Source organism: Paraburkholderia sp. Ac-20347 (assembly GCF_017104805.1).
In the GTDB taxonomy this organism is placed as follows: domain Bacteria; phylum Pseudomonadota; class Gammaproteobacteria; order Burkholderiales; family Burkholderiaceae; genus Paraburkholderia; species Paraburkholderia tropica.
Genome location: NZ_JAAGPN010000118.1, coordinates 1 through 24,964, shown reverse-complemented (window position 1 = coordinate 24,964; position 24,964 = coordinate 1). Strand labels below are relative to the sequence as shown.

General features: G+C 62.1%; 26 protein-coding genes and 2 pseudogenes. 8 read left to right on the top strand and 20 right to left on the bottom strand.

Translation table 11 applies throughout. The annotated features are described in order from the left end of the window. Window positions 1-220: 220 nt before the first annotated feature. From G3N97_RS21910 to G3N97_RS21895, 4 genes are all read left to right on the top strand, one after another. The gene (locus G3N97_RS21910) at window positions 221-1,126 is read left to right on the top strand and encodes a LysR family transcriptional regulator (RefSeq protein ID WP_205995087.1); all 906 of its coding nucleotides are present in this window, start codon (window positions 221-223) and stop codon (window positions 1,124-1,126) included. 185 nt (window positions 1,127-1,311) lie between these two features. Next, complete coding sequence (locus tag G3N97_RS21905; protein WP_205995086.1) at window positions 1,312-2,658, top strand: MFS transporter; 1,347 nt, start codon at window positions 1,312-1,314, stop codon at window positions 2,656-2,658. An 86-nt stretch (window positions 2,659-2,744) separates the two neighbouring features. Further along, window positions 2,745-4,073: a DUF1254 domain-containing protein gene (locus tag G3N97_RS21900; protein WP_241030746.1), complete on the top strand. Its 1,329-nt coding sequence runs from the start codon at window positions 2,745-2,747 to the stop codon at window positions 4,071-4,073. Window positions 4,074-4,105: 32 nt separating this feature from the next. Beyond that, window positions 4,106-5,452, top strand: a complete 1,347-nt coding sequence (locus tag G3N97_RS21895) for a DUF1254 domain-containing protein (protein ID WP_205995085.1) — start codon at window positions 4,106-4,108, stop codon at window positions 5,450-5,452. Window positions 5,453-5,486: 34 nt separating this feature from the next. Here G3N97_RS21895 and G3N97_RS21890 read toward each other — a convergent pair whose 3' ends face one another. Both G3N97_RS21890 and G3N97_RS21885 read right to left on the bottom strand, forming a co-directional pair. Continuing rightward, window positions 5,487-6,230 carry a transglycosylase SLT domain-containing protein gene (locus tag G3N97_RS21890; RefSeq protein WP_205995084.1) on the bottom strand — a complete coding sequence of 248 codons (744 nt, stop codon included), beginning with the start codon at window positions 6,228-6,230 and terminating at the stop codon, window positions 5,487-5,489. Between the two features lie 142 nt (window positions 6,231-6,372). Further along, window positions 6,373-7,269, bottom strand: coding sequence for a fructose bisphosphate aldolase (locus G3N97_RS21885; protein ID WP_205995083.1), 897 nt, complete (start codon window positions 7,267-7,269; stop codon window positions 6,373-6,375). 751 nt (window positions 7,270-8,020) lie between these two features. Here G3N97_RS21885 and G3N97_RS21880 point away from each other — a divergent pair. Together G3N97_RS21880 and G3N97_RS21875 are read left to right on the top strand one after the other, a co-directional pair. Continuing rightward, entirely contained in the window at window positions 8,021-9,511 is a 1,491-nt protein-coding gene (locus G3N97_RS21880; RefSeq protein WP_205995082.1) for a DUF1254 domain-containing protein, read from the top strand. Window positions 9,512-9,531: 20 nt separating this feature from the next. Further along, entirely contained in the window at window positions 9,532-11,073 is a 1,542-nt protein-coding gene (locus G3N97_RS21875; protein ID WP_205995081.1) for a DUF1254 domain-containing protein, read from the top strand. Window positions 11,074-11,141: 68 nt separating this feature from the next. Here the strand turns inward: G3N97_RS21875 and G3N97_RS21870 are convergent. From G3N97_RS21870 to G3N97_RS21830, 9 genes and pseudogenes are all read right to left on the bottom strand, one after another. Continuing rightward, window positions 11,142-11,324: pseudogene (locus tag G3N97_RS21870) on the bottom strand (porin); the annotation flags it as partial. 194 nt (window positions 11,325-11,518) lie between these two features. After that, the gene (locus tag G3N97_RS21865) at window positions 11,519-12,232 is read right to left on the bottom strand and encodes a hypothetical protein (protein ID WP_205995079.1); all 714 of its coding nucleotides are present in this window, start codon (window positions 12,230-12,232) and stop codon (window positions 11,519-11,521) included. Next, on the bottom strand, window positions 12,232-12,675 hold the full coding sequence (locus tag G3N97_RS21860; RefSeq protein ID WP_205995078.1) for a hypothetical protein: 444 nt from the start codon (window positions 12,673-12,675) through the stop codon (window positions 12,232-12,234). Before G3N97_RS21860 ends, G3N97_RS21865 begins: the two co-directional genes overlap by 1 nt. Window positions 12,676-12,716: 41 nt before the next feature. Next, window positions 12,717-12,926 carry a hypothetical protein gene (locus tag G3N97_RS21855; protein ID WP_205995077.1) on the bottom strand — a complete coding sequence of 70 codons (210 nt, stop codon included), beginning with the start codon at window positions 12,924-12,926 and terminating at the stop codon, window positions 12,717-12,719. Next, window positions 12,923-13,126, bottom strand: coding sequence for a hypothetical protein (locus G3N97_RS21850; RefSeq protein ID WP_205995076.1), 204 nt, complete (start codon window positions 13,124-13,126; stop codon window positions 12,923-12,925). Before G3N97_RS21850 ends, G3N97_RS21855 begins: the two co-directional genes overlap by 4 nt. Next, window positions 13,123-13,656 (bottom strand): hypothetical protein, encoded by a 534-nt coding sequence (locus tag G3N97_RS21845; protein ID WP_241030745.1) that lies wholly within the window; start codon window positions 13,654-13,656, stop codon window positions 13,123-13,125. The genes G3N97_RS21850 and G3N97_RS21845 overlap by 4 nt, the downstream gene beginning before the upstream one ends. 169 nt (window positions 13,657-13,825) lie before the next feature. After that, window positions 13,826-14,206: a hypothetical protein gene (locus G3N97_RS21840; protein WP_205995074.1), complete on the bottom strand. Its 381-nt coding sequence runs from the start codon at window positions 14,204-14,206 to the stop codon at window positions 13,826-13,828. Beyond that, complete coding sequence (locus G3N97_RS21835; protein WP_205995073.1) at window positions 14,203-14,688, bottom strand: glycoside hydrolase family 104 protein; 486 nt, start codon at window positions 14,686-14,688, stop codon at window positions 14,203-14,205. Before G3N97_RS21835 ends, G3N97_RS21840 begins: the two co-directional genes overlap by 4 nt. Beyond that, on the bottom strand, window positions 14,688-15,065 hold the full coding sequence (locus G3N97_RS21830; RefSeq protein WP_205995072.1) for a hypothetical protein: 378 nt from the start codon (window positions 15,063-15,065) through the stop codon (window positions 14,688-14,690). Before G3N97_RS21830 ends, G3N97_RS21835 begins: the two co-directional genes overlap by 1 nt. A 185-nt stretch (window positions 15,066-15,250) precedes the next feature. Between G3N97_RS21830 and G3N97_RS21825 the strand changes: the two genes are divergently transcribed. Next, complete coding sequence (locus G3N97_RS21825) at window positions 15,251-15,541, top strand: hypothetical protein (RefSeq protein ID WP_205995071.1); 291 nt, start codon at window positions 15,251-15,253, stop codon at window positions 15,539-15,541. A gap of 26 nt (window positions 15,542-15,567) precedes the next feature. Continuing rightward, window positions 15,568-16,263 carry a hypothetical protein gene (locus G3N97_RS21820; protein WP_205995070.1) on the top strand — a complete coding sequence of 232 codons (696 nt, stop codon included), beginning with the start codon at window positions 15,568-15,570 and terminating at the stop codon, window positions 16,261-16,263. On the opposite strand, the gene G3N97_RS21815 is transcribed toward G3N97_RS21820, so the two are convergent. From G3N97_RS21815 to G3N97_RS21775, 9 genes and pseudogenes are all read right to left on the bottom strand, one after another. Beyond that, the gene (locus tag G3N97_RS21815) at window positions 16,251-17,450 is read right to left on the bottom strand and encodes an acyltransferase (RefSeq protein WP_205995069.1); all 1,200 of its coding nucleotides are present in this window, start codon (window positions 17,448-17,450) and stop codon (window positions 16,251-16,253) included. The two genes, G3N97_RS21820 and G3N97_RS21815, sit on opposite strands and share 13 nt — an antisense overlap. Before the next feature lie 254 nt (window positions 17,451-17,704). Further along, window positions 17,705-19,483, bottom strand: a complete 1,779-nt coding sequence (locus tag G3N97_RS21810) for a hypothetical protein (protein ID WP_205995068.1) — start codon at window positions 19,481-19,483, stop codon at window positions 17,705-17,707. Window positions 19,484-19,549: 66 nt separating this feature from the next. After that, window positions 19,550-20,236 carry a hypothetical protein gene (locus G3N97_RS21805; protein WP_205995067.1) on the bottom strand — a complete coding sequence of 229 codons (687 nt, stop codon included), beginning with the start codon at window positions 20,234-20,236 and terminating at the stop codon, window positions 19,550-19,552. Window position 20,237: 1 nt separating this feature from the next. Further along, window positions 20,238-21,377 (bottom strand): baseplate J/gp47 family protein, encoded by a 1,140-nt coding sequence (locus G3N97_RS21800; RefSeq protein WP_205995066.1) that lies wholly within the window; start codon window positions 21,375-21,377, stop codon window positions 20,238-20,240. Continuing rightward, window positions 21,377-21,787 (bottom strand): phage tail protein, encoded by a 411-nt coding sequence (locus G3N97_RS21795; RefSeq protein ID WP_205995065.1) that lies wholly within the window; start codon window positions 21,785-21,787, stop codon window positions 21,377-21,379. The genes G3N97_RS21800 and G3N97_RS21795 overlap by 1 nt, the downstream gene beginning before the upstream one ends. Then, a complete protein-coding gene (locus tag G3N97_RS21790; RefSeq protein WP_205995064.1) occupies window positions 21,784-22,482 on the bottom strand; it encodes a phage baseplate assembly protein V in 699 nt (232 codons plus the stop codon). Before G3N97_RS21790 ends, G3N97_RS21795 begins: the two co-directional genes overlap by 4 nt. Beyond that, window positions 22,479-23,597: a hypothetical protein gene (locus G3N97_RS21785; RefSeq protein WP_205995063.1), complete on the bottom strand. Its 1,119-nt coding sequence runs from the start codon at window positions 23,595-23,597 to the stop codon at window positions 22,479-22,481. Before G3N97_RS21785 ends, G3N97_RS21790 begins: the two co-directional genes overlap by 4 nt. Window positions 23,598-23,600: 3 nt before the next feature. Further along, window positions 23,601-24,566 (bottom strand): hypothetical protein, encoded by a 966-nt coding sequence (locus G3N97_RS21780; protein WP_205995062.1) that lies wholly within the window; start codon window positions 24,564-24,566, stop codon window positions 23,601-23,603. Between the two features lies 1 nt (window position 24,567). Continuing rightward, window positions 24,568-24,964, bottom strand: a pseudogene (locus tag G3N97_RS21775) (hypothetical protein); the annotation flags it as partial.

Here is a 24,964-nt window from a genome sequence, read left to right as displayed (position 1 = left end):
ACCGGCCGCGCCGGCTGCAGAAGGCGACACGCCCGCCGCGAACGCCTGAGCGCGTCGGCCGCCGCCCGCGCGCGGCGGTCATCCCGTTTAGCGATCCCGAGCCGGTCCGCGCCATGTCGCGCACCGGCTCGCTTCGTTGCGACGTCGGCGCGCGGCATCCGGTCCGCCACGCAATGCGGACTTCCCGGCGGTCATACCGTCACGATTGCCGCGCCTCGCCATGAATCTACGCCAGCTCGAACACGTGATCGCCCTCGCCGAAGAGGGCAGCTTCGCGCGCGCCGCGCAACGCGTCCATTTGAGCCAGCCCGCGCTGAGCCGCAGCATTCAGACGCTCGAAGACGATCTCGGCACGGCGTTGTTCGACCGCACGACGCGCGAAGTGCAGATCACGCCAGCGGGCGAGCTGGTCGTGCGCCGCGCAAAGAAGGTGCTGTTCGAGGCGCGCTGCCTTGTGCGCGACGTCGATCTGCTGCGCAATCACGACATCGGCGCGGTGAGTTTCGGCGCGGGGCCGTATCCGGCGGCCATGCTGCTGCCCGCCGCGCTCGACGAGCTCGCGCATCATCATCCGCAACTGCGTATCAACGCGGTCGTCGACAACTGGAAAAACCTGCTCGACGCCCTGCACGCCGAAACGCTCGATTTCCTGATCGTCGATATTCGCGGCACCCAGCCGACCAGCGAGGTCAACGTGGTGACGCTGCCGCGTCATCAGGCGGCCTGGTTCGTGCGCGAGGGGCATCCGCTCGCGGGTCGCGCGGGTCTCGATGCGCACGAGTTGCAGGCGTTTCCGGTCGTCTCGGTGCCGCTGCCCGATCCGATGCACGAGGCGCTGCGCAAATGGCTGCGTTACGCGCCGAATCACGCGCTCGAATTTCATCTCGTCTGCAACGATGTGAACGTGCTGCAGGAATACGCGCGCAAGACTGACGCGCTCCTGTTGCTGACCACGCACGCCATGTGGAATCCGGCGCGCATGGCGGGCCTCGTGCCGCTCTCGCTGCCCACGCGCTCGCCGCTGTGGCTGCAATTCGGCATCGTCCATCTCGCGGGGCGCACGCTGTCGCCCGCCGCTGAACAGGCTATCCGCGCGTTCCAGCGTGTCGCCGCCACGTCTCGATAAGCCACCCGATGCCGACGCTGAGTCGGTTGCGTCAATGCGTCCGCATTCATGCGCCCGATTTATTGATTCGATGCAAATTATGCAGTTGTATTATTGATTCGCGCATCGTCCAATGTCCCCGATGCGGCAGACGAGGCGACCGGCGCTGGCCGGCCGTCCACAAAAAAGCCGCGAATGGAGACGCAATGACGTTCGAGACGCACACTCGCGCCCAGCGATGGTTAATCGTCGCCGGCCTGTTTTTCTTTCTCGCCATCAATTTCGCCGACAAGGCGCTCATCGGTCTCGCCGCCGAGCCCATCATGCGCGAGCTCAATCTCACGCACGGGCAATTCGGCCGCATCGCCGCCAGTTTCTTTACGTTGTTTTCGATTTCCGCGCTGCTGGTCGGGCTGCTGTCGAATCGCGTGAAGGCGCGCTGGCTGCTGCTTGCGATGGCCGTCACGTGGTCGATTTCGCAGGTGCCGCTGCTGCTTTACGCCGCGCCCGCCACGCTCGTGCTGTCGCGCGTGCTGCTCGGCGCGAGCGAGGGGCCCGCGTTTCCGGTCGCCGTGCACGCGCTCTACAAGTGGTTTCCCGATCGCGAACGCGCGGTGCCGTCGGCGCTGCTGACGATCGGCGCGTCGTTCGGCGCGGGGCTGATCGCGCCGCTCATCACGACGGTGATCGTGGCTTTCGGCTGGCGCGCGGCGTTTCAGTTGCTCGCGGTCGTGGGCCTCGTCTGGAGCGCGCTGTGGCTGTGGATCGGCAAGGAAGGGCCGCTCGGCGGACATGACGACGCACGCGCCGTCGCGACGCAGGGCGGCGCCTCAGCGATTTATCCCGAGCGGATTCCGCTGCGCGCGCTGCTGCTGTCGCGCACATGTATCGGCAGCGATCTCGCGGGCTTCGCGGCCTACGTGATCCTGACCGTCGCGACGGTGTGGCTGCCGAGTTACCTCGTGCGCGTGGCGGGTTATTCGCTCACGCAGGTCGGCTGGATCGTGGTGCTGCCTGCGTTCGGGCAGATGGTCAGTTCGCCGCTGCTGAGCTGGTGGTCGCAGCGGCTGATGGCGCGCGGCGTGTCGAGCCGCCATGCGCGCGGCACGCTCGGCGCGGTGGCGGTCGTGGCCTCGGGCATCGCGCTGGTGCTGATGCCGCGTCTTGGCGCCGGGCCGCTGCTCATCGCGACGGTGACGGTCGGATTCTCGCTCGCGTCGTTCACGTTCGTGAGCGGCATGACGCTCGCGGGCGAGATCGTGCCGGCCGCGCAGCGCGGCGGCGTGCTCGGCATCAACATCTGTATCGCGACGCTCGGCGGTCTCGTCACACCCGCCGTGATCGGCTATGTGATCGATCACGCCGCCAGCCAGGCCGCCGGTTTCCAGACGGGGATGCTGCTCGCGGGCGCGTTCGCCATTGGTGCGGGGCTGGTCGCCGCCGTGCTGATTCATCCGGAAGCCGATCGTGAGCGATTTGCGGCGCGTGCGCGGCGCGAACAGCGTGAACAGCAAGCGCAGATGGCGAGTCCGCTGGTGTCGGGCGAACGCTGAAAAGCGTGGGGCGATGCATAAAGCGCAGTCGCCTTATTGCCAATAAACAGGATTCCAAAATTATTTGTGGATGCAGGAAATTCGCTATGTATACGCAGGCAATGAGTCAGATCGATCCGCGAGCGCAGTCCGATGAGGATCCCGTCGTCACGCTGGTGAACATGGCGGCGGGGCCGCTCGCGCTCGCACGCTATCCGGTCGTCGAAGTGATGCGCACGTGCGCGCTGCACACGCAGCCGCATTCGCGCAGTCCGCTGCGTGCGCCGTTCAACGTGCTTTACGCGAGCGAGCGGCGCTGGACGCATGAGGATCGCGACATCGTCACGCCCGCCAACGACTTTCTCTATCTGAATGCGTGGATCGATCTGTCGAACGGTCCCGTCGTGCTCGACCTGCCGCCGGTCGAGAGCACGCGTTATTTCGTGATCGAATTGCTCGATGCCTTCACCAACAACTTCGCGAATCTCGGGCCGCGCAACGTGGGGACGCGCGGCGCACGCGTCGTGCTGCACACGCCGGGGCAACAGCCGACGGGCGACGGCACGCCGGTGGCTTGTCCCACTGCGCTGGTGTGGCTGCTCGGCCGCGTGCTGGTGCAAAGCGACGGCGATCTGCCTCGCGCCCGCGATGCCGCGCGCGCGTTCCAGCTGAACGGCCCGGTTTGCGCGGGACCGCAGTGCGTGCGCGACTGGCAAGAAAGCGGCGACGACGCGCTCGACTACTTTCAGCACGTGTTCGATTCGTTCGCCGATATGCCGCCGCGCGCCGACGAAGCCGCCGCCTTCGGCATGCTCGTGCGCGCGGGTCTGCGCGAACGCGGCCGGACCGACGTGAACGCGCTGCCCGAAACAGTGCAGCACGGTTTGCGTCTCGCCTATGCCGACGCGCAACGTCTGCTGCTCGCGTTCACGCAAAGCCGCACGCGCCGCAACTGGGTCTACAGCCTCGAACTCGGGCGCTACGGCCATGCGCATCTGCTGCGCGCCTGCATCGCCATGAAGGGGCTGGGCGCGCTCGCATCGGAAGAGGCCGTCTATGCGACCGCCGATTTTGACGATGCGGGCGAGCCGCTGCACGGCGCACGCCGCTACAGCCTGCATTTCGCGCCGGGTCGGTTGCCGCCCGTCGATGCGTTGTGGTCGCTGTCGCTCTATGGCGCGGACCGCTATTTCGTCGATAACCCGATCCGCCGTTACGCGATCGGCGACCGCACGCCGGGGCTTCGTTACGACGCCGATGGCGGACTGCGTATCGCCACTCAGCACGAAGCGCCCGCCGATCCGCACGCGAACTGGCTGCCCGCGCCGCCCGACGGCTTCTATCTGATTCTGCGTTTCTACCATCCGCAGGCCGCGTTTCTCGAAGGGCGCTACGCGATTCCGCCGGTGCAAAACGTGTCGCCCGTGAACGCCTGACGTTCACGCCATTTTCTTTGCTTCACATCGCCATGAATACTCCGACCGTCTCATCCGCTTCGTTCGACGAACCCGCCGCTGCAAGCGCTGATCTTGTCGATCTCGCCGTCGAGGCCGTGCAGTTCGCGCTGCCGCTCTACGAAATGGCGCGCATGTTGTCCGCGACCTGTCCGCGCGTCGAGGGCCACGACGCCGATGCCACCGCGCGTTGGGCCAACGCCTGGCTGCACACGCGTCAGTTGCTCGGGCCGCAGCATCGACGCGTCGTCACGCCTAACAACGACACGCTCTATTCGAGCGCGTGGCTCGATTTACGCGGTGGCCCGCTCGTGATCCGCGTGCCGGCCATGCATTCGCGCTACTACGTGCTGGGTCTGCTCGACATGTACACGAATCCGTTCGGCTATATCGGCAGCCGCACGACCGGCGACGACGCGGGTGCGTTCTTCGTGCACGGGCCGACGTGGCGCGGCGAGGTACCTGCGGGCATGCGCGCGCTCGCGTGTCCGACCGATACGGTCTGGGTGATCGGCCGTATTCTCGTCGATGGCGCGGACGATCTGGCAGCGGCCGTGCTGTTGCAGGATCAGTTGTCGATCGAACGCGCGCCCGGCGGCACGGCGCCGGTGCCGACGCGTATCGAGGCGTGCGTGCAGCCGCAGGAACGACTCGGCGATGCGGCGCGCTTCGCGCAGGTCGTGAACCGCGCGCTCACGGAAAACCCGCCGCCCGCTAGTGCGATGACAAGCCTCGCGCGCTGGCGCTCGTGCGGTATCGGCGCAGATGTCGCCACGCTCGACGCCGCGCAAACCGACGCGCTCACTCGCGCGATTGCGCAGCTCACGCGCGAACTGGCGAGCGCGCCGCCGCTCGCGCTGGGCGGCGGCTGGGCGCTGCCGGTCGATGTGCGCGAAACCTTCGGCGATGACTATCGCGAACGCGCGCAGGTCGCACTTAGCTACATCGGCGCGCTCGGCATCGAAGAAGCGATGTACATCACCGCCGATTGCGACGACGATGGCGCGCTGCTCGATGGCCGCGAATCGTATGTGTTGCACTTTGCGCCCGGCGAAGCGTTGCAGGTCGAGGCGTTCTGGTCGCTGACCGCTTACGAGCGCGCAACCTGCATGCTGGCCGAGAATGCCATCGGCCGCTATTCGCTCGGCGACCGCACGCGCGGTCTGCGTCTCGACGACGACGGCGGCTTGCGGATCGCGATCTCCGCAAACGAACCCGCCGATCCGGTATTGCGCGCGAACTGGCTGCCCGCGCCGCCGGAGCGGTTCTATCTGGCGCTGCGCCTGTACGTGCCGCGCGCGGTGCATCTCGAAGGGCGTTACGCATATCCGCCGGTGGAGCGGCAGCGCGGTGGAGCGTGATGCGAGGGAATGGACGAGAGACGCAGCGAGCGGATCAGCGATCGCGCGAACGTGACTGGTAGCGTGCGGCGTCGCGTGCGCTTGAGGCGTCGGTGGACGAGGCGGTCTGTGTGCCCGATGCACCCGATTGCGCAGACGCCGCTTGCGTCGCGGATGCTGCGCTCGCGTTCGCCGCCGTAGCGATGGCGGTGGCTCCGGCCACCGTATTCGCCGCGAGCGTCGCCGAAAACGCGCCCGTGTACGCGGCGCTTGCGCTCGCTGCGGCGGCATCGGCGGCATGCGGGGCGCTCGCGCTGTCGAGCACATGGCTGAATTCCATCGCGCGTGCGCGGATCTTCTGTGCGTAGGCTTTCGACCCGCCGTAGTTTTTCATCGCCGCGTCGAGATCGCCGCCGGCGTCGCGCTTGTAGCCGTACAGGATCGACGAGCCCACATCGATATTGACGTCGGGGTCGGTGAGATCCTTGTTGTGCAGCAGATTGCGGTGCGCCGAGGGCACGACCTGCATAAGGCCGGTCGCGTTGTTCGCGCCGCGCGCCTTCTCGCGAAAGCGCGACTCGATCGAGATGATGGCGAGCAGCACCGCGGGCGGCAGCGAATATTTCGCGGCTGCCGTGGTGACGGCCTCAGAAATTTGCGCAGCCTTTTCCTTCGCCAGACCGAACTTCTGGGTGAGGTAGGTGGGGAGCTTCTGATTGTCCTCGGGGGGCTGTTGCTGCGCCGCGGCGGTTTGCACGAAGCCGGGCAGCAAGGCGAGCAGGCAGAGTAACCGCCTCATGGCCGGTCCATATCGCAAAAAATGAGTGAACGATCGACTGGCGAACAGTATAACCGCCCAACAAAAAAAGACAGCCGGGATATGGCCCCGGCTGTCTTTCGGTTGTTAACGAGACGGCGCGTGCCGCGCGCGCTCAATCCACTCAGACCTTCTTGACCGATGCCCGATAAATTTCGTCGATGCTCGCGGCCAGCGCGGCGTCGAACTCGGCGTCGCTCATCTGCTTCGTGAGGTCGTTGATCAGCGCGCGCGAAAAGCTCGCGATCATGCCGTGGTTGTGCGTGAGGCGCTCGCAGGCGTCGCTGCGCGAATAGCCGCCTGACAGCGCGACCACGCGTACCACGCGCGGATGGTCGATCAGCGGCTTGTAGAAGTCGGGCGTGTCGGGAATCGTCAGCTTGATCATGACGTCGCTCGAGGCGGGCAGGGCGTCGAGACCCGCGAGCAGCGCGTCGCGCAGCAGCGCTTCGGCCTGAGCCTTGTCGGGCGCCTTGATCGACACTTCGGGTTCGAGGATCGGCACGAGTCCGTGCGCGCTGATCTGCGCACCCACTTCGAACTGTTGCTTTGCGATGGCCGCAATGCCCTCCGGCGAGGCGCGCTCGATCGTGGAACGCATCTTGGTGCCGAAAATGCCGGCTTTGCGGGCACGTTCGAGCAGCGCGTCGAGGCCTGGATTCGGCTTCATGAGGCGCACGCCGTTGGCTTCGGCTTCGAGTCCCTTGTCGACCTTGAGGAAAGGCACCACGCCGCGGTCTTCCCAGAGGAACGCGGGGACGGGCTTGCCGTGCGCCTGCCCGTCCATGGTCTGCTCGAACAGAATCGCGCCGATCACCTTGGCGCCCGTGAACGCGGGCGCGCTGATGATGCGCACGCGCATCTCGTGCATGAGGCGGAACATCGCCTCGTCGCCCTGATAGTCGCTCTCGGGAATGCCGTATTGCCGCAGCGCGCCCGGCGTGGAGCCGCCGCTCTGGTCGAGCGCGGCGATGAAGCCCGGTTTGTCGCGCATCTGCTGCAGCATCGTGTCGTTGGCCATCTTCATTTCTCCCGAAAAAAGGCGCCGGGTGCGGCGCGGTTACCTGGAGCCCGGTGGTCGGCCTTGCGGGCATCTGCGTTCCGACGAGTGTACTGGCGCTGCGTGACAGCGTCTCGCCGAACTGCGCACCGGCCGTCCGTTGCCGAACCCATGAGTCGATTCCGAAGGCTAGAAGCAAGCGCGATGCCAGCCCCCGGTAAATTCTCGCCGGGCCGCCTATTACGGACACTTTTCCCGGCTCAGTACAAACGTGCATTGAAAAAATGGAATAAGTTTTGGCATAAATTGCGGTGAGGTAATTATGTGGTCGATTATTCAGCAGCATTCGAATGGGCGCGGCATTTCGCGTATTTGAATCCGCGATGTGCTTGATGCCAGTGACTCACGTCAATAAGCCGGAAGAGTCGAAATAATCATTGTGCACGCCACATTGTCTGCAGGGTGCTGTCACGCTAGTATCGGCCGTGCGGGCCAAATATCGAATTCCTGCTTTCACGATATGATTTTTATCGGCTGGTCCAGGTGGGTATTTTTCGTATCGCCGTTTCATTTGTTCGAGTTTTAGATAACGCTGCTGCATTTTGCATAAACCGGCATGTATACCGGTTCGTGCAAATCAGCCCGGCAATTGCGCTACACGAAACACTGCGCAGGCTCTTTTTTACACAACTGGTTTGTTCTGCGTTTGCTTCATCACCGTCGCGCCGACCTGCGCGCTATGCGAACTCTTACGACAATCGGAAAAAGAACCATGAAAAATCGCATCCTCGTGGGCGCACTCGCCCTGGCTGTCGCGTCGTTCACCCAAGGCGCGGCAGCGGCAGAAGTCCAGTCACCCGGCGCGGCCCAACCGCACGCGGCCGCATTGCCGCCGGGGCCGGTGGCCGGTTACGCGATGTCCGAAGCGTATGCGCGCACGCTGGCGCGCAATCTTTACGTCTGGGCCTGGCCCATGACGAATATCTACAATCGGCTGCTCGCCGCGCGTCAGGTGCCCACGCCGGGCCTGAACGGCGGCATCGTGCCGCTCGCGCCGCCCAATCGCCTGTCGATGCTGCATGACTACATCGAGCCGGCCGAGCGCTTCGTGGCCTGTCCGAATCAGGACGTCGTGTACGGTTCGGCCGTGGTCGATCTCGACGCTTCGCCGGTGGTCGTGCAGGTGCCCGACTTCGGCGGCCGTTTCTGGGTGATCCAGGCCGTCGACACACGCACCGACAGCTTCGCGAGCCTCGGCAAGATGTACGGCACGAAGCCCGGCTTCTATCTGCTGGCCGGTCCGAACTGGAAGGGCAAGGTGCCCGCCGGCATCCAGCACGTATTCCGATCGCCCACTTCGGTCGGGCTCGTGATTCCGCGCGTCTTCATGGACGACACGCCCGAGGACCGCAAGGCGATCCAGTCCACGATCGCGCAGATCGGCGTCTATCCGCTCGCCGATTTCGACGGCAAGATGAAGCGCACCGACTGGTCCGCGCTGCCGCATTTCGGCAAGGACGGCGGCGGAGGCGACACGGAAATCCGCTTCGTCGAGCCCGAGAAGTTCTGGGACGAACTCCCGCTCGTGCTCAAGGCCACGCCGCCGTTGCCGGGCGAGCAGGCGCTCTACGCGCAGGCCGAGGCACTGCTCGCGGCCGCGCGTCAGGATCCGGCGATCAAGGCGGCGATCGTCGACGAAGCGAAAAAGGCCGATACCGAAGTCGTCGCGCCGATGTTCAACTTCAACAGCTTCGGGCATGCGCTGAACGACAACTGGCACACGATCACCAACGGCGCGGCGTTCGGTACGGACTACTACACGCGCGCGGCGGTCGCCAAGTCGAACATCCTGGTCAACAAGAGCAACGAAACCAAATACTTCTATCTGGACGCCGACGCAAGCGGTCAGCGCCTGAATGGCGCGCATGCCTACACGGTCACGTTCCCGAAGGGCAAGCTGCCGCCCGTGAAGGGGTTCTGGTCGCTCACGCTCTACAACGAGCATCACTTCTTCTCGCCGAACGACATCAAGCGCTATTCGGTAGGCACGAAGAACAAGGACCTCAAGCCCAACGAGGACGGCTCGCTCACGATCTATATCCAGAGCGCGCCGCCCGAAGGCGAGAAGCGTGCGAACTGGCTGCCGGCGCCCGCAGGTCAGGACTTCTCGCTGTACGTGCGTGCGTATTGGCCTGAAGCCGCGGCGCTCGACGGCGCGTGGACGCCGCCGCCGGTGCGCGCCACCAGCGCCACGAATCCGTAATCGGCGCACGGAGGAGACGCATGACGACCTTGAACACTTCCCTGCGCGGACTCGCGCTCGCGGTTGCGCTGGCGACGCCCTGCGTGACGTGGGCGCAAGCCGCGCCTGACACGGCACCGGATGCCGCACCTGTTGCCGCGCACTATGGCGAACTCGCGAATCTGCCGTTCCCCGGCGGTTTTCCGGCGCCCCAATCAGTCCAGACGCTGCAAGACGAATGGTTGTTCCAGCGCGCGGTCCAGACGTACATCTGGGCCATTCCCGCGCTCAATGTGTACGCGATGAAGGAGGGCTCGGAACGCAAGTTCGGCGCGGGTTACAACGTGCTGCCCATCTTCAAGGAACGGCTAGACGCGCGCACGCAGATCACCACGCCGAATTCGGACGTAATTTACGCGCTCGGTTATCTCGACGTGGGCAAGGACGGCCCGATGGTGATCGAGGTGCCGCCCGGCCTGCAAGGCATTCTCGACGACTTCTTCCAGCGTCCGATCTGCGGACCGAAGCTCGAGGGCCATGTGATGTGCGGCGACGTCGGCCTGCCCGGTCCCGACAAGGGCAAGGGCGGCAAATATCTCGTGCTGCCGCCGGGCTACGACGGCCCGGTTCCCGAGGGCTATTACGTCTATCGCTCGCGCACGAACGGCGTGTTCGTCTTCTGGCGCGGCTTCTTCAAGAACCCGAAAGCACTCGCGCAGCCGGTCGGCGTGCTGGAGCAGACGAAGATCTATCCGCTCGGTCAGCAGGCGAACGCGAAGCCCATGCAGTTTCCCGACGCGTCGGGCGTGCCCATCAACATGCTGTATCCGACCGATGGCAGCGCCTTCGACATGCTCTCGCGCTTCATCGACAGCGAGTATCCCGATCCCGCCGACATGGAAATGCGCGGCATGGCGGCGAGTCTCGGCATCGTCAAAGGGCAGCCGTTCAAGCCGGACGAGCGCACGCGCAAGATTCTCGACGATGCGGCGCGCACGGCCGCGAAGATGGCGCGCGTGATCGCCGTCGCGCCGCCGGCGAACACCTATGCGCAGAAGTGGTATCCGGATCGCCAGTGGCTCAACGTGTTCCCGGGCAACGCGGAATTCACGTCGCCGACCTTCAACTACATCGACATTCGCACCGGCTTCTTCACCTACGCGTATTCGGCGAGCCCGGGCATGGCCGTCAGCATGGTGAACGTGGGCGCGAAGTATCCCACGGCGTTCAAGGACGCGCAGGGCCGTTTCCTGACGGGCGAGCACACCTACAAGCTGCATCTGCCTGCGGGCATTCCGGCGCATATCTTCTGGTCGGTCGCGGCCTACGACGCGTGGAGCGCGTCGGGATTGCAGAACGGCCAGGCGTTCCCGTCGATCAACACGATGGACGAGCCCGCGAAGAACGCCGACGGTTCGATCGACATCGTGTTCGGACCGAAGCAGCCCGCCGGCATCAATGCGAAGAACTACATCCGCACGCTGCCGGAGAAGGGCTTTTTCGTGATCCTGCGTTTGTATGGCCCGACGCAGCCGTTCTTCGATAAAACCTGGAAGCCCGGCGACATCGAGCGCATCGACTGAATCGATAAACCCAGCGTAAAAAAAGCGGCCCGCAAGGGCCGCTTTTGCCTTCAGCGGAGCGAAGCGGTTTAGAAGCGATGCGTCATGCCGACCGCGCCCATCGCCTGCTTGGAGCCGGGGCCGTCGGGTAGCGGGGGCGGGGGGACGCTCACGCCCGGCCAGCTCACGGAGGCCGTGCCGTTGTTCTTGAAATAGCCCGCGCGCGCATAGAGGCTCGTGCGCTTCGAAATCCAGTGATCGATGCCGATCTGGAAGGTGTCCAAATACGACTGGTTTTCCATATAAATCAAAGTCTTGAAATGCATCCTGCAGAATTTATTGACTGGCGATTCACACAATATCCACTCAATAAAAACAAACACTTACAAGGTGGTTTTGGACGATAGCGTAGGTAAACGAGAGGGGTGCCCATAGGCCAGATGCAGCCTATGGGTTGTACGGCCTGTTAAGCGGTAGCCGCCGGTGCCGCGGCGAGAACTGCAAGACGATTCACAATGAGATCAATATCGTGATCGCCAAGGTCGAGGCCGCCCGGCCATGCTGACGTGTCGATGATCCGATAACCGGCCGGGAGCAAGTGCAGCATCTCACCTGGACGATGGATCCACCGTCCGTCCAGACGCGGATAGCCGAACCACACGTCCGCTCCATTCCCGACGACCACGAGGCGCGCCAGCTCAGCGCTGTACTTCTGGAAGTACGCGAGGTTCGCGCCCTTTGGTGGCTCGAACGCGTGCAGAACGCCGATCTGTGCGGCCGGTAGGAATAGCGGCGTGTAGGTCGCGCGCCAACCGCCCAAAGAGTGCCCCTCGACGTTGAACACGGTATCTGCCGGAACCTGCGCTTTCGCCCACTTCCAGATGTCGTCGCATCCCTCGTACGCACCGCGCGTCACCTGTACACCGTCGCTGAGGCTGACGGGGTAGGTGTCTATGTCATCCAGCAGATCACCAAGCTTGCCAGCGCTGAACCGCGTCCCGCTGATCGAAAGATAGACGCCTTGCGAGTCGTGCGAGAGAACTGCCTGGCTGTCGTGGTCGCGGTATTGGCCGATCCACAAATGGCCCAGCTGCTCGAATGCCGCTTTGGACTGCGCCGGGTCGATGATATAGGCGGCATCGGCCCGGCGCGCCGCGGCGAGGATCGCCGCAAAGTCCATTACTGGCTCGCCGCAACGGGCGCCGAAGCCGCCGAATCTCCCGATGCTGTGGAGGCGGTGATAGCCTGGTCGATCAGTTGCTGAACGATCGGCCCGATGGTGTTCAACGCGAGCAAAATCGCAGGTTGGTTCGGGATTGCGGGAACCGCGGAAACGACGAGGATCGCTGCGGGCAGCAACGAGTCGTGGATGCTCTTCAGCGTCGACACGTCGGCTGACGCCACCGCCGAGCAGACGGCCTTGTTAGCCGTCAGCAGATCCGCCACCTTGCTTTGTTGATCTGCGGTGAGCAGCGTCGAGGTCGTGAGCGCTTGCAGATCGGCATTCACGACGGCGCAGTCGGACGTGAAAAGCTGCTGCGCGGTCGTGAGTTGGGTGGACGAGCATGCGCCGAGTGCGAGCGCAACGACGCCGGCCGCGAATGCGGCAAGGATCTTCTTCATGTGAACTCCAGTGGATTGCCGCTTGGCGGCGGGAAGGGACTTCAAAAGGACCAGCGAACGCCGGCCTTGATGGAAAAGCTGGTGTTGCTCTTTTTGACGGTGACGCTGAGGCGCGTCGACGGCGGGATTTCTGCGTACGCCACACAGCACGAGACATCGAGCGTGTCAGGATTGATGACCGGCATGACCTGCACGTGCTCGATCACAGTGCAGCCGCTCAGCGTGAGCGCGGCCAGCGCCGCACGAATCACGGCTGCGCCGTCGGCGCGGTCTTCGACGCACTGTAGCGATGACCGATCCAGTGCGCGCCAGCGACGACGAGCACGATGATCGCGTTGCGCACATCCGGCGTGAGGGAGAGATGCAGTCCAGTTGCGATTTGATCGATGACCGGCGCGACTAGGGCGCCAGAGCCTACGGCGATTGCCGTGTTGATGGGGGTGCTGTTCATGCTTTCTCCTTTTGGACGATCTCGTCCGGTGAAAAAACGAAACCCGTGCGCCGGGGATAGCCCTGGAACACGAAGGTCGGGAACGTGCGGTGATGGATGCCGTGCGTGGCAGAGCGGTGGAATTTGGCCGACAGCGGCAGCATGTTTTGCGGGCTGTCGATGAAGGTTTCCGGCTTGGCCGGGTCGAACGCCTGCCAGTCGAAACCGCGCAGCGCGGTGATCTGGCAGATCATCCAGATCGCTGATTGCTCGGCAGGGAAGGTCTCGCCCGTCGGCTGGTCGGTGACCTCGTCCAGTACCGGGATTTCGGTGATCTCGCCGATCGCGATCGCTTTCACGATCGTCCAGTCGACCGCATCGGCGTCGGCCCATTCGCACCAGAAGTGGTGGTATTCCGGGTTCGGCTGTCCGCTGATCGAGCAGCGCAGGCCTGCCTTGTGACCGGCCGTCTTCGTGTGCCGGAATGTCGTCGACTCGGCGCGTGCCTCGTGGTCGGGATAGAACTCGACCTCGACAACGGTCTCTTTCATGAGATGTTCGCCAGAGGGCACGCGCGCGAGTCCCTCACTTGTGCACTTGTGGCACGGGTGCTCTAGCGGGACGTCATGACTGCATCGGGGCATTCATTGCTCCAGAAACGAAAAAGCCGCCCGGAGGCGGCTGGAATAACTTCGGAATAAATTGCGGTGCTTTTTGTCGTCAGAGATCCGGCAGATCGACTGTCTTGTTGGCGAGTTCGTGAGTGCTATCGCCGAGGAAGATGATCTGGCCCGGCGCCGCGCCGTTACAGCCGACGAACGAGTGGCAGACGTGCTTCTTAGCCGGCACGTCGTCGCCCTGCCATTCATCCCACGTGCTCAGCACGCTGGGCGTGAACGAAGGCTGCTCCATATCGCCGTTAAAGCCCCAGTGAGGCTTGCCCGCAACGTGCGGCGACTCCTCCGTTTCGCCGGGAGGCAACCAGTTCACTGGCAAGATGTGTGCACCAGACCCGCGTGTATTCACGTCGCAGCCGGGACACGTCCAGCGGATGCCATAGAAGCGCCCTTGCATGTCTCGAACGATCTTCGCTTTGCTCATGAGAGGGCACCTCCCGCCGCGGTAAAGTAGCTTTGCAACAGTGCGATGGTGTTCTGGTGCTGGCCGTAGTCATTGCCGGGCAAGCTGGCCCAGATGCGCGAGCACAGCGCCACGGCGTGCGCAAAGTTGCCCGCGTCGATGAACGGCAGGGCATTGCACTCGCGGATCTGCTGGAGCGCGATCTTGTCCTGCGAGAGCGGGCCGAAGTCTGGCAGGTTGAGCATCTTGCTGTAGCTCAGCCAGTACCGGTACAGCAGCTGATACCGGCCCGCCGCGGTGGAGTTGAGCGCGCGGTTCAGGATGTCCGGGTGCGCCGCGTAGCTCGGGAAGGTCAGCGGATGCGCTGGCGTCGATCCGACGAGCACGTTGTATCCGTTCTGCGTGGCCGCGAGCAGCGCGGGCCCGATCTCGCTGCCCGCGAGCATGTCGAGGAAGGCGCAGCGGTTCTCGCCGCCGGCTTGGGATGGAGTAATCGTAGGCATCAGAGCACCGCCAGTACGAGCTTGAACGCGTCAGCGAGCCACGTGGGGAAGTGACCTTGCTCGTGATAGGAGATGAGGGCAATCAGGACCAGTACGGCGATCAGAAAGCTGCCCACAGGTACCAGCACCCTCCTCAACAGGAAAGTCCACGCCTCGGCCATTCGGCAAAAAAAACGAACGGCCTTCACTCCGCCGTTCCACATCGAGACGACGTCCTCGGTTCCCTGAGCGACCCTGTCGAGTTTTCCTACGATTCCGACCATCGTCTCGTCCTGCTGTCGTAGATGCGCTGTGATTCCGGAAAGGGCCTCTGCAATCTCAGCGAAGCGCTGATCACCTCGCTCAAGTCGTTCGTTGATCACGTCGATCTCGCTCATCAAATCCCCGAGAAATGAAAAAAGCCGCCCGGTGGGCGGCTGTTGATTATTTGCTTGACTATCACCCTAGGGGTGATACCATTCATCGCACAGGGCTAAGCGTTTCGCGGTGCCCGATACTCCGAAAGGAACCATCATGAAGATCATTTTTCGTGCGCTCGCGCGCGCGCTTGGATACCAACTCCATGCAATATCAGCCCCTTCCGCAGGCAGGGCTTCGGCGCCTCAAAGAGGAGCTCGGATTTACCAATTCCCAGATGGCCGAATTGTTCGGCGTCTCGACCAGCGGGCAGTTTCACAAGTACACGTCCGACAAGGAAAAGCGGGAGATGGGCTTCCATGTGCTGATGTACGGGATGCTCAACCTCGCATTGCTTCGCGGCATGCGCATCACTCGCATCGAGCAATTGTTCGAGCTGGCGAGGGAGTACGGCGCCGTAATCAAGCTGGATGCCGCTGGCGAGCAGCAGCCGTAGCGACTGCGCTCGGGTGCGCCGCCGCAGTGCCAGCGCGAGCCGAGTCTTTCTTCCAGGTCGAAGCCGGCATCGGCGTGACGTCGGCGACGAAACTCGGCGACGGCATGTACTACTCGAAAGGCTTCTCGCACGACACGCCGAACGGCAGCTATGGCGGCCGCGTCGGCATCGTCATGAACGCCGTCGATGCGCGGCCGCGCTCGTTCGTGCCGGGCGTGCGCTTTCACCTCGATTACTACAATTTCGGCAAGGTCAAATGGTCGTCTGTCAATCCTCAGGACGCGGCTGACTTCGACGGCACAGGCTCGTCTGGCGGCTACAACATCACCACGCAGACCTGCAACGACAACAACTGCGGCGCCATGCGGCGCTTCGACTCGACCGGCGGCATCCAGGCGCTCGCACTCACTGTCGAGCCGTTCTGGGATCTCGGTGCTGGCTGGCAGTTCGGTCTGGAGATCGGACCGGCGCTGTACAGGAGCACCTGGACTAGCGTCGCGACCGCGCTTTCGGATGGCCCATTCGGACCCGCAGGCACCGAAGAAACCCTGTCGCATAGCCCGCACGTCCAGCTCGGCGCACTCGCGGGCGCGTCTATTTCGCGCGGGCCGTTCTCAATGCGGCTGAACTATCTGTATGCGCCGGTCGGTCAATCGACGAACAAAAATGTTCCGCCTGGCATCAAAGGGGACTGGATGCTGAGTGTGAATTACACGTTTTGAGCTACATGGTGACTCTCGGCGCGCGCAAGTATCGATGCAGAGCGACGCGCGCCCAGCCGACGTATCGGCGTCTCGATAAAACGATAGTTTAGTTCCGCAAATACGACGATTAATCCAATAGCCGTGACGATGAATCTCAGCGTGTAAGTGCCATCGAAATGCACATCGGGTCCAGACATGCGATACCAGAATTCGCGCGTCACATAGAACGATGGCATGTGGATGAGATAGATTGCATATGAGCGAGTCCCGATCCATGCCAGTGCCGTCCGGAACAGTCCCCTGCCGACGACATAGCCGGACCCATACGAGGCAATCCAGACGAGGATCCCAGAAAGTATAGCGACGATGCCCAAGTAAATCGGAACGATCTGAAACGGCGCGGCCGTGATGAGCAGCAGCGCATATGCTGCCCAAGGGATCATCTTCCCAAACTTCGCGTTAAGAACGGTGGGGCGAACCTCTTGATGGATCACGCTTCCAGATTCAAGCGCAAGTAGCGAGCCAATCAGGAAGGCGTCAGTTCGAAGATACCAGGCTAGCCCAAGAATTGGCCGTGGCATCAGCACCTGCACTGCAATCGCGATCAACATCGCGACGCGCAGTCTTCCACCAAGAAAAATTATTGCAATGGGAAGAACCAGATAAAACTTCTCTTCGAGCGATAGCGACCAATACGGACCAAATACACGGGTAGAACCACAGGTATCGATGTGCAGCGTTAAGCACTGGTAGTAGTGAACGTCCGCGATTTGTAGCAGCGACGCGATGGCGTCTGTCAGGTTTCCACGTAGCCCACCAAAGGTCCCGCTTCGGTTAAAGAGAACGGTCAAAAGCAAGCCGATCGAGAGCCAAAGCACAGCCGACGGAAGAATTCGATAGACCCGCCGCGTCCAGAAGGCAATCAAAACACGTGTCCGCTCCGACTTCGTGTCTGCGCGAGACAACTGATCGTATAGCCCTTTCGTTATCACGAACCCTGAGATTGCGAAAAACAAATCGACCCCGGCCCACAGCCCGAAATGCTGCGCCAACCAGTTCATAGCGGGAGAACCCCAGACAAACAATGCTCCCGCATGGCCTATCACAACCGATACAACTGCAAAGGCGCGAAGAACCTCAACGTCGAGATTCTTCGCGTGGCTGTACATAGCACATTTCGTCGCAACTGGTGATTCGTCCACCATCTGGCCCTGTCCTCGATACCGAAATTTGGCCAGATTATGGCATATCACATCGCTCAGTTCGGGGGCGGCAGACCCTCACCATAACCTGCACCACTCATCGCATCATAGAAAGCCTTCCAGCGTGCATCAGATGTGTCAAGGCTTCCATAGTTCGAATACGCCCCATCTGGTTGCGGACCTCCGAAATACGTGATGATGGCCGTTTCAGAGGAATCGGAGAATTGAACGTACAGTGTCGTCGACATGGCATCCCCTTAGATCTCGTAACCGATCGTGATTGCAGAGTAACTGAGCGTATTGCTTGAGCTGCTGGTGAATGCTTGCCAATACAACGTGCGAGGAGTATTGACTGGGATTGTCGAATTCGGTTGTGTAACACCACCTCCTGCTGCGGTGTTGAGGCCAAAATCCAAACCTCCAACACCACTACTATTTTGCGCGATGTATAAATGCGAGTTGCTAGCCGCAGAATTGGTTTGTCCTCCGGTAATTCTCACTGCTCGCGCACTGTAAGGAATGGATGTCAATGTAACAGCAGCAAAAGACGAGCTGGCGCTGCTGGTAGTTCCTGACAGAATCGTTGCCGAATTGACCATGATGGCGCGGTCAGTCTGCGCGAACGCCGAGAACTGACCTACGGTGGTGTTGGTCGGAACGATGGAAATAAGTCGTGTGGCAGTATAGCCAGACGGACGATTCGCGCCACCGTACACCAGCGGTGCGGCGCTCGCGCCTACTACCTGCGCAAATACACCGGAAGCACCAGTGCTGGGGTTATATGCGGCGTAGACTGCGATGAAACTCGATGCGGTAGCCGTACCAGTATCCATTCCGCCAATGCCAGTTGCCGCCAGATTCAGCGTCCCTGAGAAAGATGGAATCAGATACCGAACACCGCCGAGTGCCGTCGCTACAGGCATTTCATCTGCGGTCCACGTTGCAGTTGTGGCGCCCGTCGCCGCGTTTGACGTCAGATTGAGAAAGCCGCCGAACCCGGCCACCTGCGCCATCTGCGGTGCGTGCTGACTAGCGGTCGCGGGAGCGACTTGAATCGCGGCGCCTGTGCATTCAACCAATACCCACGACGTGATGTCGGCACGCCAGACGAAATTGGCGCGACCGCCAACTACCAGTTCGCCGCCCTGAAGCGCTGCGTGTGCTGCGCCTACGACCGGTGCAGCTGAGATCACTCCCGGATTCGGCGTGAAGGTAGCCGTAGTGAGGTTCGCGGCAGCGATCTTCACCCACACATCCATCCCGTCGACGAGCGTCGTCACAGGAATTGGGAATTTCGCCTGCACGACACCTACTGTGCCAGAGTCGACGCCGTACTTAAGATTACTCGTCAGCAATGACTGAAGCAGGGATGTCGGCAGGATCGGCGAGCCGGTGTATTGGGAAATGTTGGAACTGGTGAGCGAAGTGGCTCCGTACGGAACCGTGACGACCCACAGACCGATCCAGCCGGTGTCCGGCGACGGCGTGACTTGCGAGCCGGTCGTTGCCGCCACACCAGCCTTGATCTGGTATGCCACGATCCCGTCGCGGAACGTGTTGCTCGTCGAACCACTGTTGTTCGGACCAGACCACGGCTGCGACGGATTGGTTGCGTTGTAATACTGGAGCACAACCGGCGAACTGCCGCTGGTCGGATCAAGACTGATGTCCGAATCCTGATACTGGGCCTCGATCAAGTAGTTGATCGACTGGCCGCTCGTGGTGGGCGCAGCGAACGTGGCCGTCGTGTAGGTGCCGAGCTGGATGCCTTGCTTGAGGATCGTGTGCGTGGTATCTGCGGGAAGCGTTCCGCACGCCGTGGCCTCGAGATTCTCCATCTGGTAGATCTCGCCAGCGCCGATCTGCACGGTCATCGTAGCGGGACTGGTAGGGCCGCACGCCAGCCCGTTGACGGTGCCGCCGGTGCCGAAGATGGCCGCGCACACCTTGGCCATGGCGGTCATGTTGTTCTGGGCCTGGGCGGAGAACAGCCACTCGTACACCTGTTGGCCTACGTACGTTTCGACACGGCGCATGAAAACTCCGGAGCAAAAGAAAAAGGGCCGCGTATGCGGCCCTTGGTGACTTGATGAAGATGCGGATCAGTTCGTAATGGCGACGCCGATGTTCGTGGCGACAGGACGCGTAGCGTTGATTGCGGCGTAGATGTCGTCGTCGGTCGCCACCGAAACTTCGTCGGCGAGAGATCCCGTGTAGCTTTGGGAAAGCGGGGTGTTGAGCGCAGAGATCGCGATAGCGTTGCTGTAGGCAGCACCCGCAGATCCGCCCGAGACGAGCGGTCGGTAGGCTGTGATCAGCGCGCTGTATGGGCACGCTAGCGATCCCATGCGAGCTACCCCGCAGAAGCTGTTGACCCCTGTATTGACGCCCAAGCACCCACTATCGAGAGGCCGATTCGGCTCGAAGATGATCGGTGCTCTGCCGGTCAGCTGCGTCAGGACGCTGATCATTGCCGGGCGCGTCGCTTTCTGCTGGAAGAGCGCGACCTTGATTCGGGCGATATAGCTGGCGTCGCTCTCGTTCGACTTGCGTGGCAGGTTGCCGCCGAAGAAGTCAGCCGCCCATATGTCGATCCAGCCGCCGCTCGATGTCGCCAGGCGTGTCTGCGCCCAGATGAACATGATCAACGTGTAGGTGACGGCGAAAACGGATGCGACGCCGGTGAGAACTGCGCCTACGATCGGCGATTCGCTCCAGTCCCCGAACCAGCCGCGGGGAAGGTAAGTCTGCAGGCGGCTGATGATGTCATTCTGGTCACCTGTCGCCATATCAGTTCACCGTGACCGAGCTGGTCGACGCTTGGAAGACTTGCGTATAGGGAATCGTCAGATCCGACGTCGCGCCGTTCAGCAGCACATTCGACACATTGGTGACGCCTGCGATTGCGTAGGCCTGCGCGGGCAAGCTTGTGTACGGCAGCGTCGCACCGCTCGCCGTCGTTGCGATTGCATTGATGTAAGCGATGAGCGCAGCCTGAACCTGGGCGGTTACGGTCGAGTGCGTGTATCCGCTCGCCGTAGTGATGGTCATCGACACCGTGACCGTGTCCTGCACAGGCCCATGCACGCCGTAGGTCACCGTCAGAGGCCGCACCACCTCGATTGCGTTGGCGACGTTCGCTTCCTCGGTGGACGTCAGGTTGTTGGAGCCGTCATTGGCGATCACCGTGAAATAGCCGTACTGCGTCTGGCCGTTGTACTGCTGGTTTTCGACAATGATGCCGCTCATGTTCTGCTGGACACCGGCAATTGCCGACTGAATCGCGGCCAGCGTCGCCCCTCCGAGGCCTGCGACCCACAGCACGAAACGCGATCGCGCAGCGGCGTCGGTCTCCGTAGCGATCCCGTTCTGAACGTTCGAGCCGTTCGTCACATAGTCGATGCCGGGGATGGCGGTGCCGAGCGTGTTGAGCGCACCCGCCGCAACGTTGCCCGTCGTTCCGGCCACCGTGCACTGCACGGTGACATTTACGCTTGCCTGTCCTGCAGGGCAGATATAGGCATCTTGCGTCGCGCTGTACGCCGCGTTAGTCGCGTCGGCAATGACCGCAAACGTGACCGTGCCATCCGCGCTCGTGACGTTGGCGCCGATTGCGATCGTTGCCTGATTCGTTGGCGTATAGCGCGCGAACGTTTCCTGCGTTGTGGCCGCGACTGCAGCTTCGCGCGCGAACCCGAACTGAGCGAACCACGAGTCGAGGTCCGTACCGTTCGACGTGGCTGCGCGCGTGAGGGCTGCGACCTGAAGAATGAGGCCTTGCAGCCACATCGCCACGCCGCCAACGGCTTCGGCAATTGCCAAAAGAACCGAGCCGATCGAAAAGTCAATCAGCGATGAGGCGGACCCCTGAACTGCAACGGCGAAATTGGAAACGGTTGCTGCGAACGACTGGGAGGAGAGGGTGGCCATTAAGGCTCCTGGCTCAGGTCAAACGATAGAAGCTGCGGCGTAGCGGTGTTTGCGTCCGTGTACTGGATCGTCGCGCTCACGAGGTCGTTCTGCTGGGTGAGCCCGATAACGGGTGCTGGACTGCGCGCGACGGCCTGCTCGAGCAGCATCTGACCGCGGATAAGCGCTTTCGTGGCTGGAACATTCCCGGGCGAGCCGATCTTGCGAGGGACCCCCGCGCCATAGTCGGGGTGCCACGTGTAGTCACCAGATGCGATCGGATCGCCTGCGGTGTTCGAGAGAGCCGGGTTCGTCAGCAGGCGGCGATAGACGCGTTGAGTGCCCGTCGTCGACTGATCCGCAACCAATAGGTCTCCCGACGGCGAGACCTGAAGGTCTGAGCCGTAGTAGTGGTAGATGTCCACGGTCATTCAGCTTGAACGATTGAGGTTTGGCCGCTGGCCGGCGGCGACGTTGTCGGCGCGCCGGTATTTGCGCCGCCGTTGCCGTTCGAATGGACGTGCGTCGCTGCCCACTGCGAGAAGAGGCTGTTGAGCAGGCTCAGAAGCGCCGTGCCTGAGTTCTGAAGCTTGATCGATGCAGCCTGCAGAACCGCCGATGCGGCCTTGATCGTGGCGCTTCCTGTCGCAGTGACGTTGGCGTTTCCGTTGACTGTCGACGTCATGTTTCCAGCCACCGTCGCAGTGAGGTTGCCGACCGTATTCACACTGATATCGCCGCTCGTGACGAGTTTGACGAACGAGCCAGTGGAGTGGAGCGCCCAGATCTCTCCGGACGGCACAGCCGGGGCCTTCTGTGCCACAGAGAACACGCGCGCGACGATCGTGCCGGAACTGAAGTCGCCGCTTTCGTAGACAACCAGCACCTGATCGCCGATCTGCGGTCCCACGGCGACGCCCCAACCATTGCCGATGCCTATCGCACCCAGCGGCATCCAGTTCGACTCCTGTTCGCCGATCTCGGGATCGACCGGCTGGACAATGACCTTGACAGCGTGATTGCTGGCGTCATAGCTGCTGATGGTCGCGAAACGTGGCAGCGTCTCGTGCGCCGTCGACATTCGCGCCTGCTGCCGGATCGCGTTTGCGAGTCGGGCCATGCTCATGCGGTCACCGTCGAGTCAGGTGCGTGATTCTTCGCTGCGATGGTCATTTCGTAGCTGCCATCGAAAGACATCGCACGGTTGATACTGTCGGGGTAGTAAAGCTGATCAAACGCCGTTCCGGTACCGCTCAACTGGATCATCGATGTGACGTCGAGCGCGTTGTCACCGGGAAGCGCCAAACCTTCCAACTTCATCTCGTGTGCGACGAGCTGCTTGTACCAATTTTGCGCGTACTGGAGCGCCTGATCCTGTGTGAGGTTCGCGACCGTCTTCGAATAAATCTGGCCGCCGGCACCGATCGCCGACTGGCCGACCTTGATCGTTTTGACCGTCGACGGGTAGGAGACCGTGAAGCCTTTCGCATACTTCTTGTTCCAGCTGCGGATCTTTACCTGAATGCCGCGAGACACCGTGAGCGCGCGCGTGAATTTCGCAGCCTCGAAATTGGCTTTCGGCCCAGCGCTCGTCGACGCAACCTGATAGACGATGGGATAAGGCGTCGTCTTGGTCGGATCTGCGACCGGCTGAAAGTAGAGCGTCTGTCCGCGCACCCAGACCTTGAAGCCTTCGAGATCGGCGAGATAGTTGAGGATGTCCCACTCCGATCGCTCGTCGGACATGTTGACGTGGTCGATCTCGTAGTACTTCCCGACTCGCGTGGTGGTCGCGGTGACGGCAGCCGTCAGACCGTGAGCCGTGGCGAGTTGCGTGGCGATCTGGCTCGACGTCTGGTTTGGCCACTTCTGCGTGGTCTTCGTATCGATGAACAATCGCGTGAGATCGCGCCCGTCGACATCGATCGTATTGGAAATCGGGTCGATGGTGATGTGATCGACCTGGCCATAGATGAAGCTCTGAAGATCGGCGGCGCTAAACGAGGCCGGATTCGTCGGAAAGCCGATGAAGAGCTCGACGAACATGTCCTGCTGCTCAGCAAACCAGACCGCGTTGCGATCAGTCGGCAGTTTCGCTCCCGCAAACTTGCAACGGAAGGTGTCGGCGCTGTAGTACGTGTTGTTGTCGACCTCGAACTCGACCCAGCCAGTGATCAGCTCCCCATTCAGTTTGACGGCGCCCCGAGGCTGTCGCCCGACTGGAGAAGTGAATGCTGTCATAGGTTATGCGCTAAGGATGCCGCCGCTGGTGGTTGTGCTATACGGCGGAATGACGAGAGTCGAGATCCCGCTCAAAGTTGGATCGCTGAGATTGTTAGCGATTGCGATCTGCGTCCACGCAGATGCATCGCCATATTCCTTCGACGCCAGGTCATAGAGGTTGCCCCCGCTGACCGTGATCGAACGCACGCTCGAATTGATCTGCGTCACGTTGCTGCCGAGGCGTCCCATCAGACCATTCAATTGCTGAAGCGTTGACATGCGGGTTGCCGCATTCAGTTGCGCTTCGAAATTCGCAATGTTCGTCGAGAGCGTGACGCCCGGTATGACGTTTGCGAAGCTCGCGGCCGTCGACAGCACAGAGTCTGTGGCGGTGACGAGCGACTGCACATACTGCCGGGCGGCGTTCAACGGCGTGAGCACTTGCGCGATCGTGCTACGCGCTGCGCCGACGAACGTGGAAACCGAACTCACCGCGCTTTGCAGCGTCGATGTAAGTCCTGACAACGTGGAGTCACCAACCGATGGCACAAGCGAACTGATGGAGTCCATGTCGCCGTTGATCAGGTCGTCGGCATTCGGTGAGGCGTTCGTGTAGACCGGGGCCGTGAGGTCTTCCAGTACTTCGCACGAAATGCGGTACGAAATGCGCGCGAACTGGTAGTCCGGGAGAAACGACCTGATCAGGACCGTGAGATATAGCTCATCCCATGAGAGCGTGATTGGCTGGGCGGCGTCCTGAATTTGCTTGAGCGTCAACGCGCGATCGAGCGCGCTCTGACCGCTGATCGTCGGAAAGAAGGTCCCCGACCACTCAATCGGCCGGGGATCGCCACCCATCGCGTCGATGACACGCACGCCGCCGAGCAACCGCTTGATCGACAGCCTCTGATCACCACCGAAGCCGATGACTTCGGGGATCTCCATGTCCTGAAACGTGAAGTCGCCGAGGATCAGGGTATTAGGCATATCAGTTCTTCAGGCCTGCCATCGGCAGACTCACGCTGTTATCGATGCTGCCGGTGTAGAACCCGCTTCCTAACTGGCTGGAGAGTGTCCGGGCAACGTGTTTCCCGACTTTGTTGCCATCGAGATAGACGTCCCCGGCACCCCCATCAGTCGAGCCATCTTTCGACGGCGGTAACGAACTCGCGGCGTGCGAGTTGCCGTCGCCCATGCCCGGATGCCAGTTCCACATGCGCTTCATGCGGTCCCAAAGGCCACCGCCTTGGTTGACGTAGTGTTGAGGTGCGTGCAAAACTGACCCACTTCCACTAGAAATTTGCATCGAAAACTGACCCACATGTTCAATGCCTGCTTGGACGCCAAGCAGGAGAACCGGAGTGATTACGGTGAGCATGTTGGCA

What these genes read in the sequence shown, in the direction of transcription:
- G3N97_RS21895 (WP_205995085.1), top strand. Translation starts at nt 4,106, where the DNA reads ATGAATACTCCGACCGTCTCATCCGCTTCGTTCGACGAACCCGCCGCT.
- G3N97_RS21800 (WP_205995066.1), bottom strand. Translation starts at nt 21,377, where the DNA reads ATGGCCACCCTCTCCTCCCAGTCGTTCGCAGCAACCGTTTCCAATTTC.
- G3N97_RS21910 (WP_205995087.1), top strand. Translation starts at nt 221, where the DNA reads ATGAATCTACGCCAGCTCGAACACGTGATCGCCCTCGCCGAAGAGGGC.
- G3N97_RS21840 (WP_205995074.1), bottom strand. Translation starts at nt 14,206, where the DNA reads ATGAGCAAAGCGAAGATCGTTCGAGACATGCAAGGGCGCTTCTATGGC.
- G3N97_RS21880 (WP_205995082.1), top strand. Translation starts at nt 8,021, where the DNA reads ATGAAAAATCGCATCCTCGTGGGCGCACTCGCCCTGGCTGTCGCGTCG.
- G3N97_RS21785 (WP_205995063.1), bottom strand. Translation starts at nt 23,597, where the DNA reads ATGACAGCATTCACTTCTCCAGTCGGGCGACAGCCTCGGGGCGCCGTC.
- G3N97_RS21865 (WP_205995079.1), bottom strand. Translation starts at nt 12,232, where the DNA reads ATGGACTTTGCGGCGATCCTCGCCGCGGCGCGCCGGGCCGATGCCGCC.
- G3N97_RS21810 (WP_205995068.1), bottom strand. Translation starts at nt 19,483, where the DNA reads ATGCGCCGTGTCGAAACGTACGTAGGCCAACAGGTGTACGAGTGGCTG.
- G3N97_RS21835 (WP_205995073.1), bottom strand. Translation starts at nt 14,688, where the DNA reads ATGCCTACGATTACTCCATCCCAAGCCGGCGGCGAGAACCGCTGCGCC.
- G3N97_RS21875 (WP_205995081.1), top strand. Translation starts at nt 9,532, where the DNA reads ATGACGACCTTGAACACTTCCCTGCGCGGACTCGCGCTCGCGGTTGCG.
- G3N97_RS21845 (WP_241030745.1), bottom strand. Translation starts at nt 13,656, where the DNA reads ATGAAAGAGACCGTTGTCGAGGTCGAGTTCTATCCCGACCACGAGGCA.
- G3N97_RS21825 (WP_205995071.1), top strand. Translation starts at nt 15,251, where the DNA reads ATGCAATATCAGCCCCTTCCGCAGGCAGGGCTTCGGCGCCTCAAAGAG.
- G3N97_RS21900 (WP_241030746.1), top strand. Translation starts at nt 2,745, where the DNA reads ATGTATACGCAGGCAATGAGTCAGATCGATCCGCGAGCGCAGTCCGAT.
- G3N97_RS21790 (WP_205995064.1), bottom strand. Translation starts at nt 22,482, where the DNA reads ATGAGCATGGCCCGACTCGCAAACGCGATCCGGCAGCAGGCGCGAATG.
- G3N97_RS21780 (WP_205995062.1), bottom strand. Translation starts at nt 24,566, where the DNA reads ATGCCTAATACCCTGATCCTCGGCGACTTCACGTTTCAGGACATGGAG.
- G3N97_RS21795 (WP_205995065.1), bottom strand. Translation starts at nt 21,787, where the DNA reads ATGACCGTGGACATCTACCACTACTACGGCTCAGACCTTCAGGTCTCG.
- G3N97_RS21815 (WP_205995069.1), bottom strand. Translation starts at nt 17,450, where the DNA reads ATGGTGGACGAATCACCAGTTGCGACGAAATGTGCTATGTACAGCCAC.
- G3N97_RS21850 (WP_205995076.1), bottom strand. Translation starts at nt 13,126, where the DNA reads ATGAACAGCACCCCCATCAACACGGCAATCGCCGTAGGCTCTGGCGCC.
- G3N97_RS21890 (WP_205995084.1), bottom strand. Translation starts at nt 6,230, where the DNA reads ATGAGGCGGTTACTCTGCCTGCTCGCCTTGCTGCCCGGCTTCGTGCAA.
- G3N97_RS21830 (WP_205995072.1), bottom strand. Translation starts at nt 15,065, where the DNA reads ATGAGCGAGATCGACGTGATCAACGAACGACTTGAGCGAGGTGATCAG.
- G3N97_RS21905 (WP_205995086.1), top strand. Translation starts at nt 1,312, where the DNA reads ATGACGTTCGAGACGCACACTCGCGCCCAGCGATGGTTAATCGTCGCC.
- G3N97_RS21885 (WP_205995083.1), bottom strand. Translation starts at nt 7,269, where the DNA reads ATGGCCAACGACACGATGCTGCAGCAGATGCGCGACAAACCGGGCTTC.
- G3N97_RS21805 (WP_205995067.1), bottom strand. Translation starts at nt 20,236, where the DNA reads ATGGCGACAGGTGACCAGAATGACATCATCAGCCGCCTGCAGACTTAC.
- G3N97_RS21860 (WP_205995078.1), bottom strand. Translation starts at nt 12,675, where the DNA reads ATGAAGAAGATCCTTGCCGCATTCGCGGCCGGCGTCGTTGCGCTCGCA.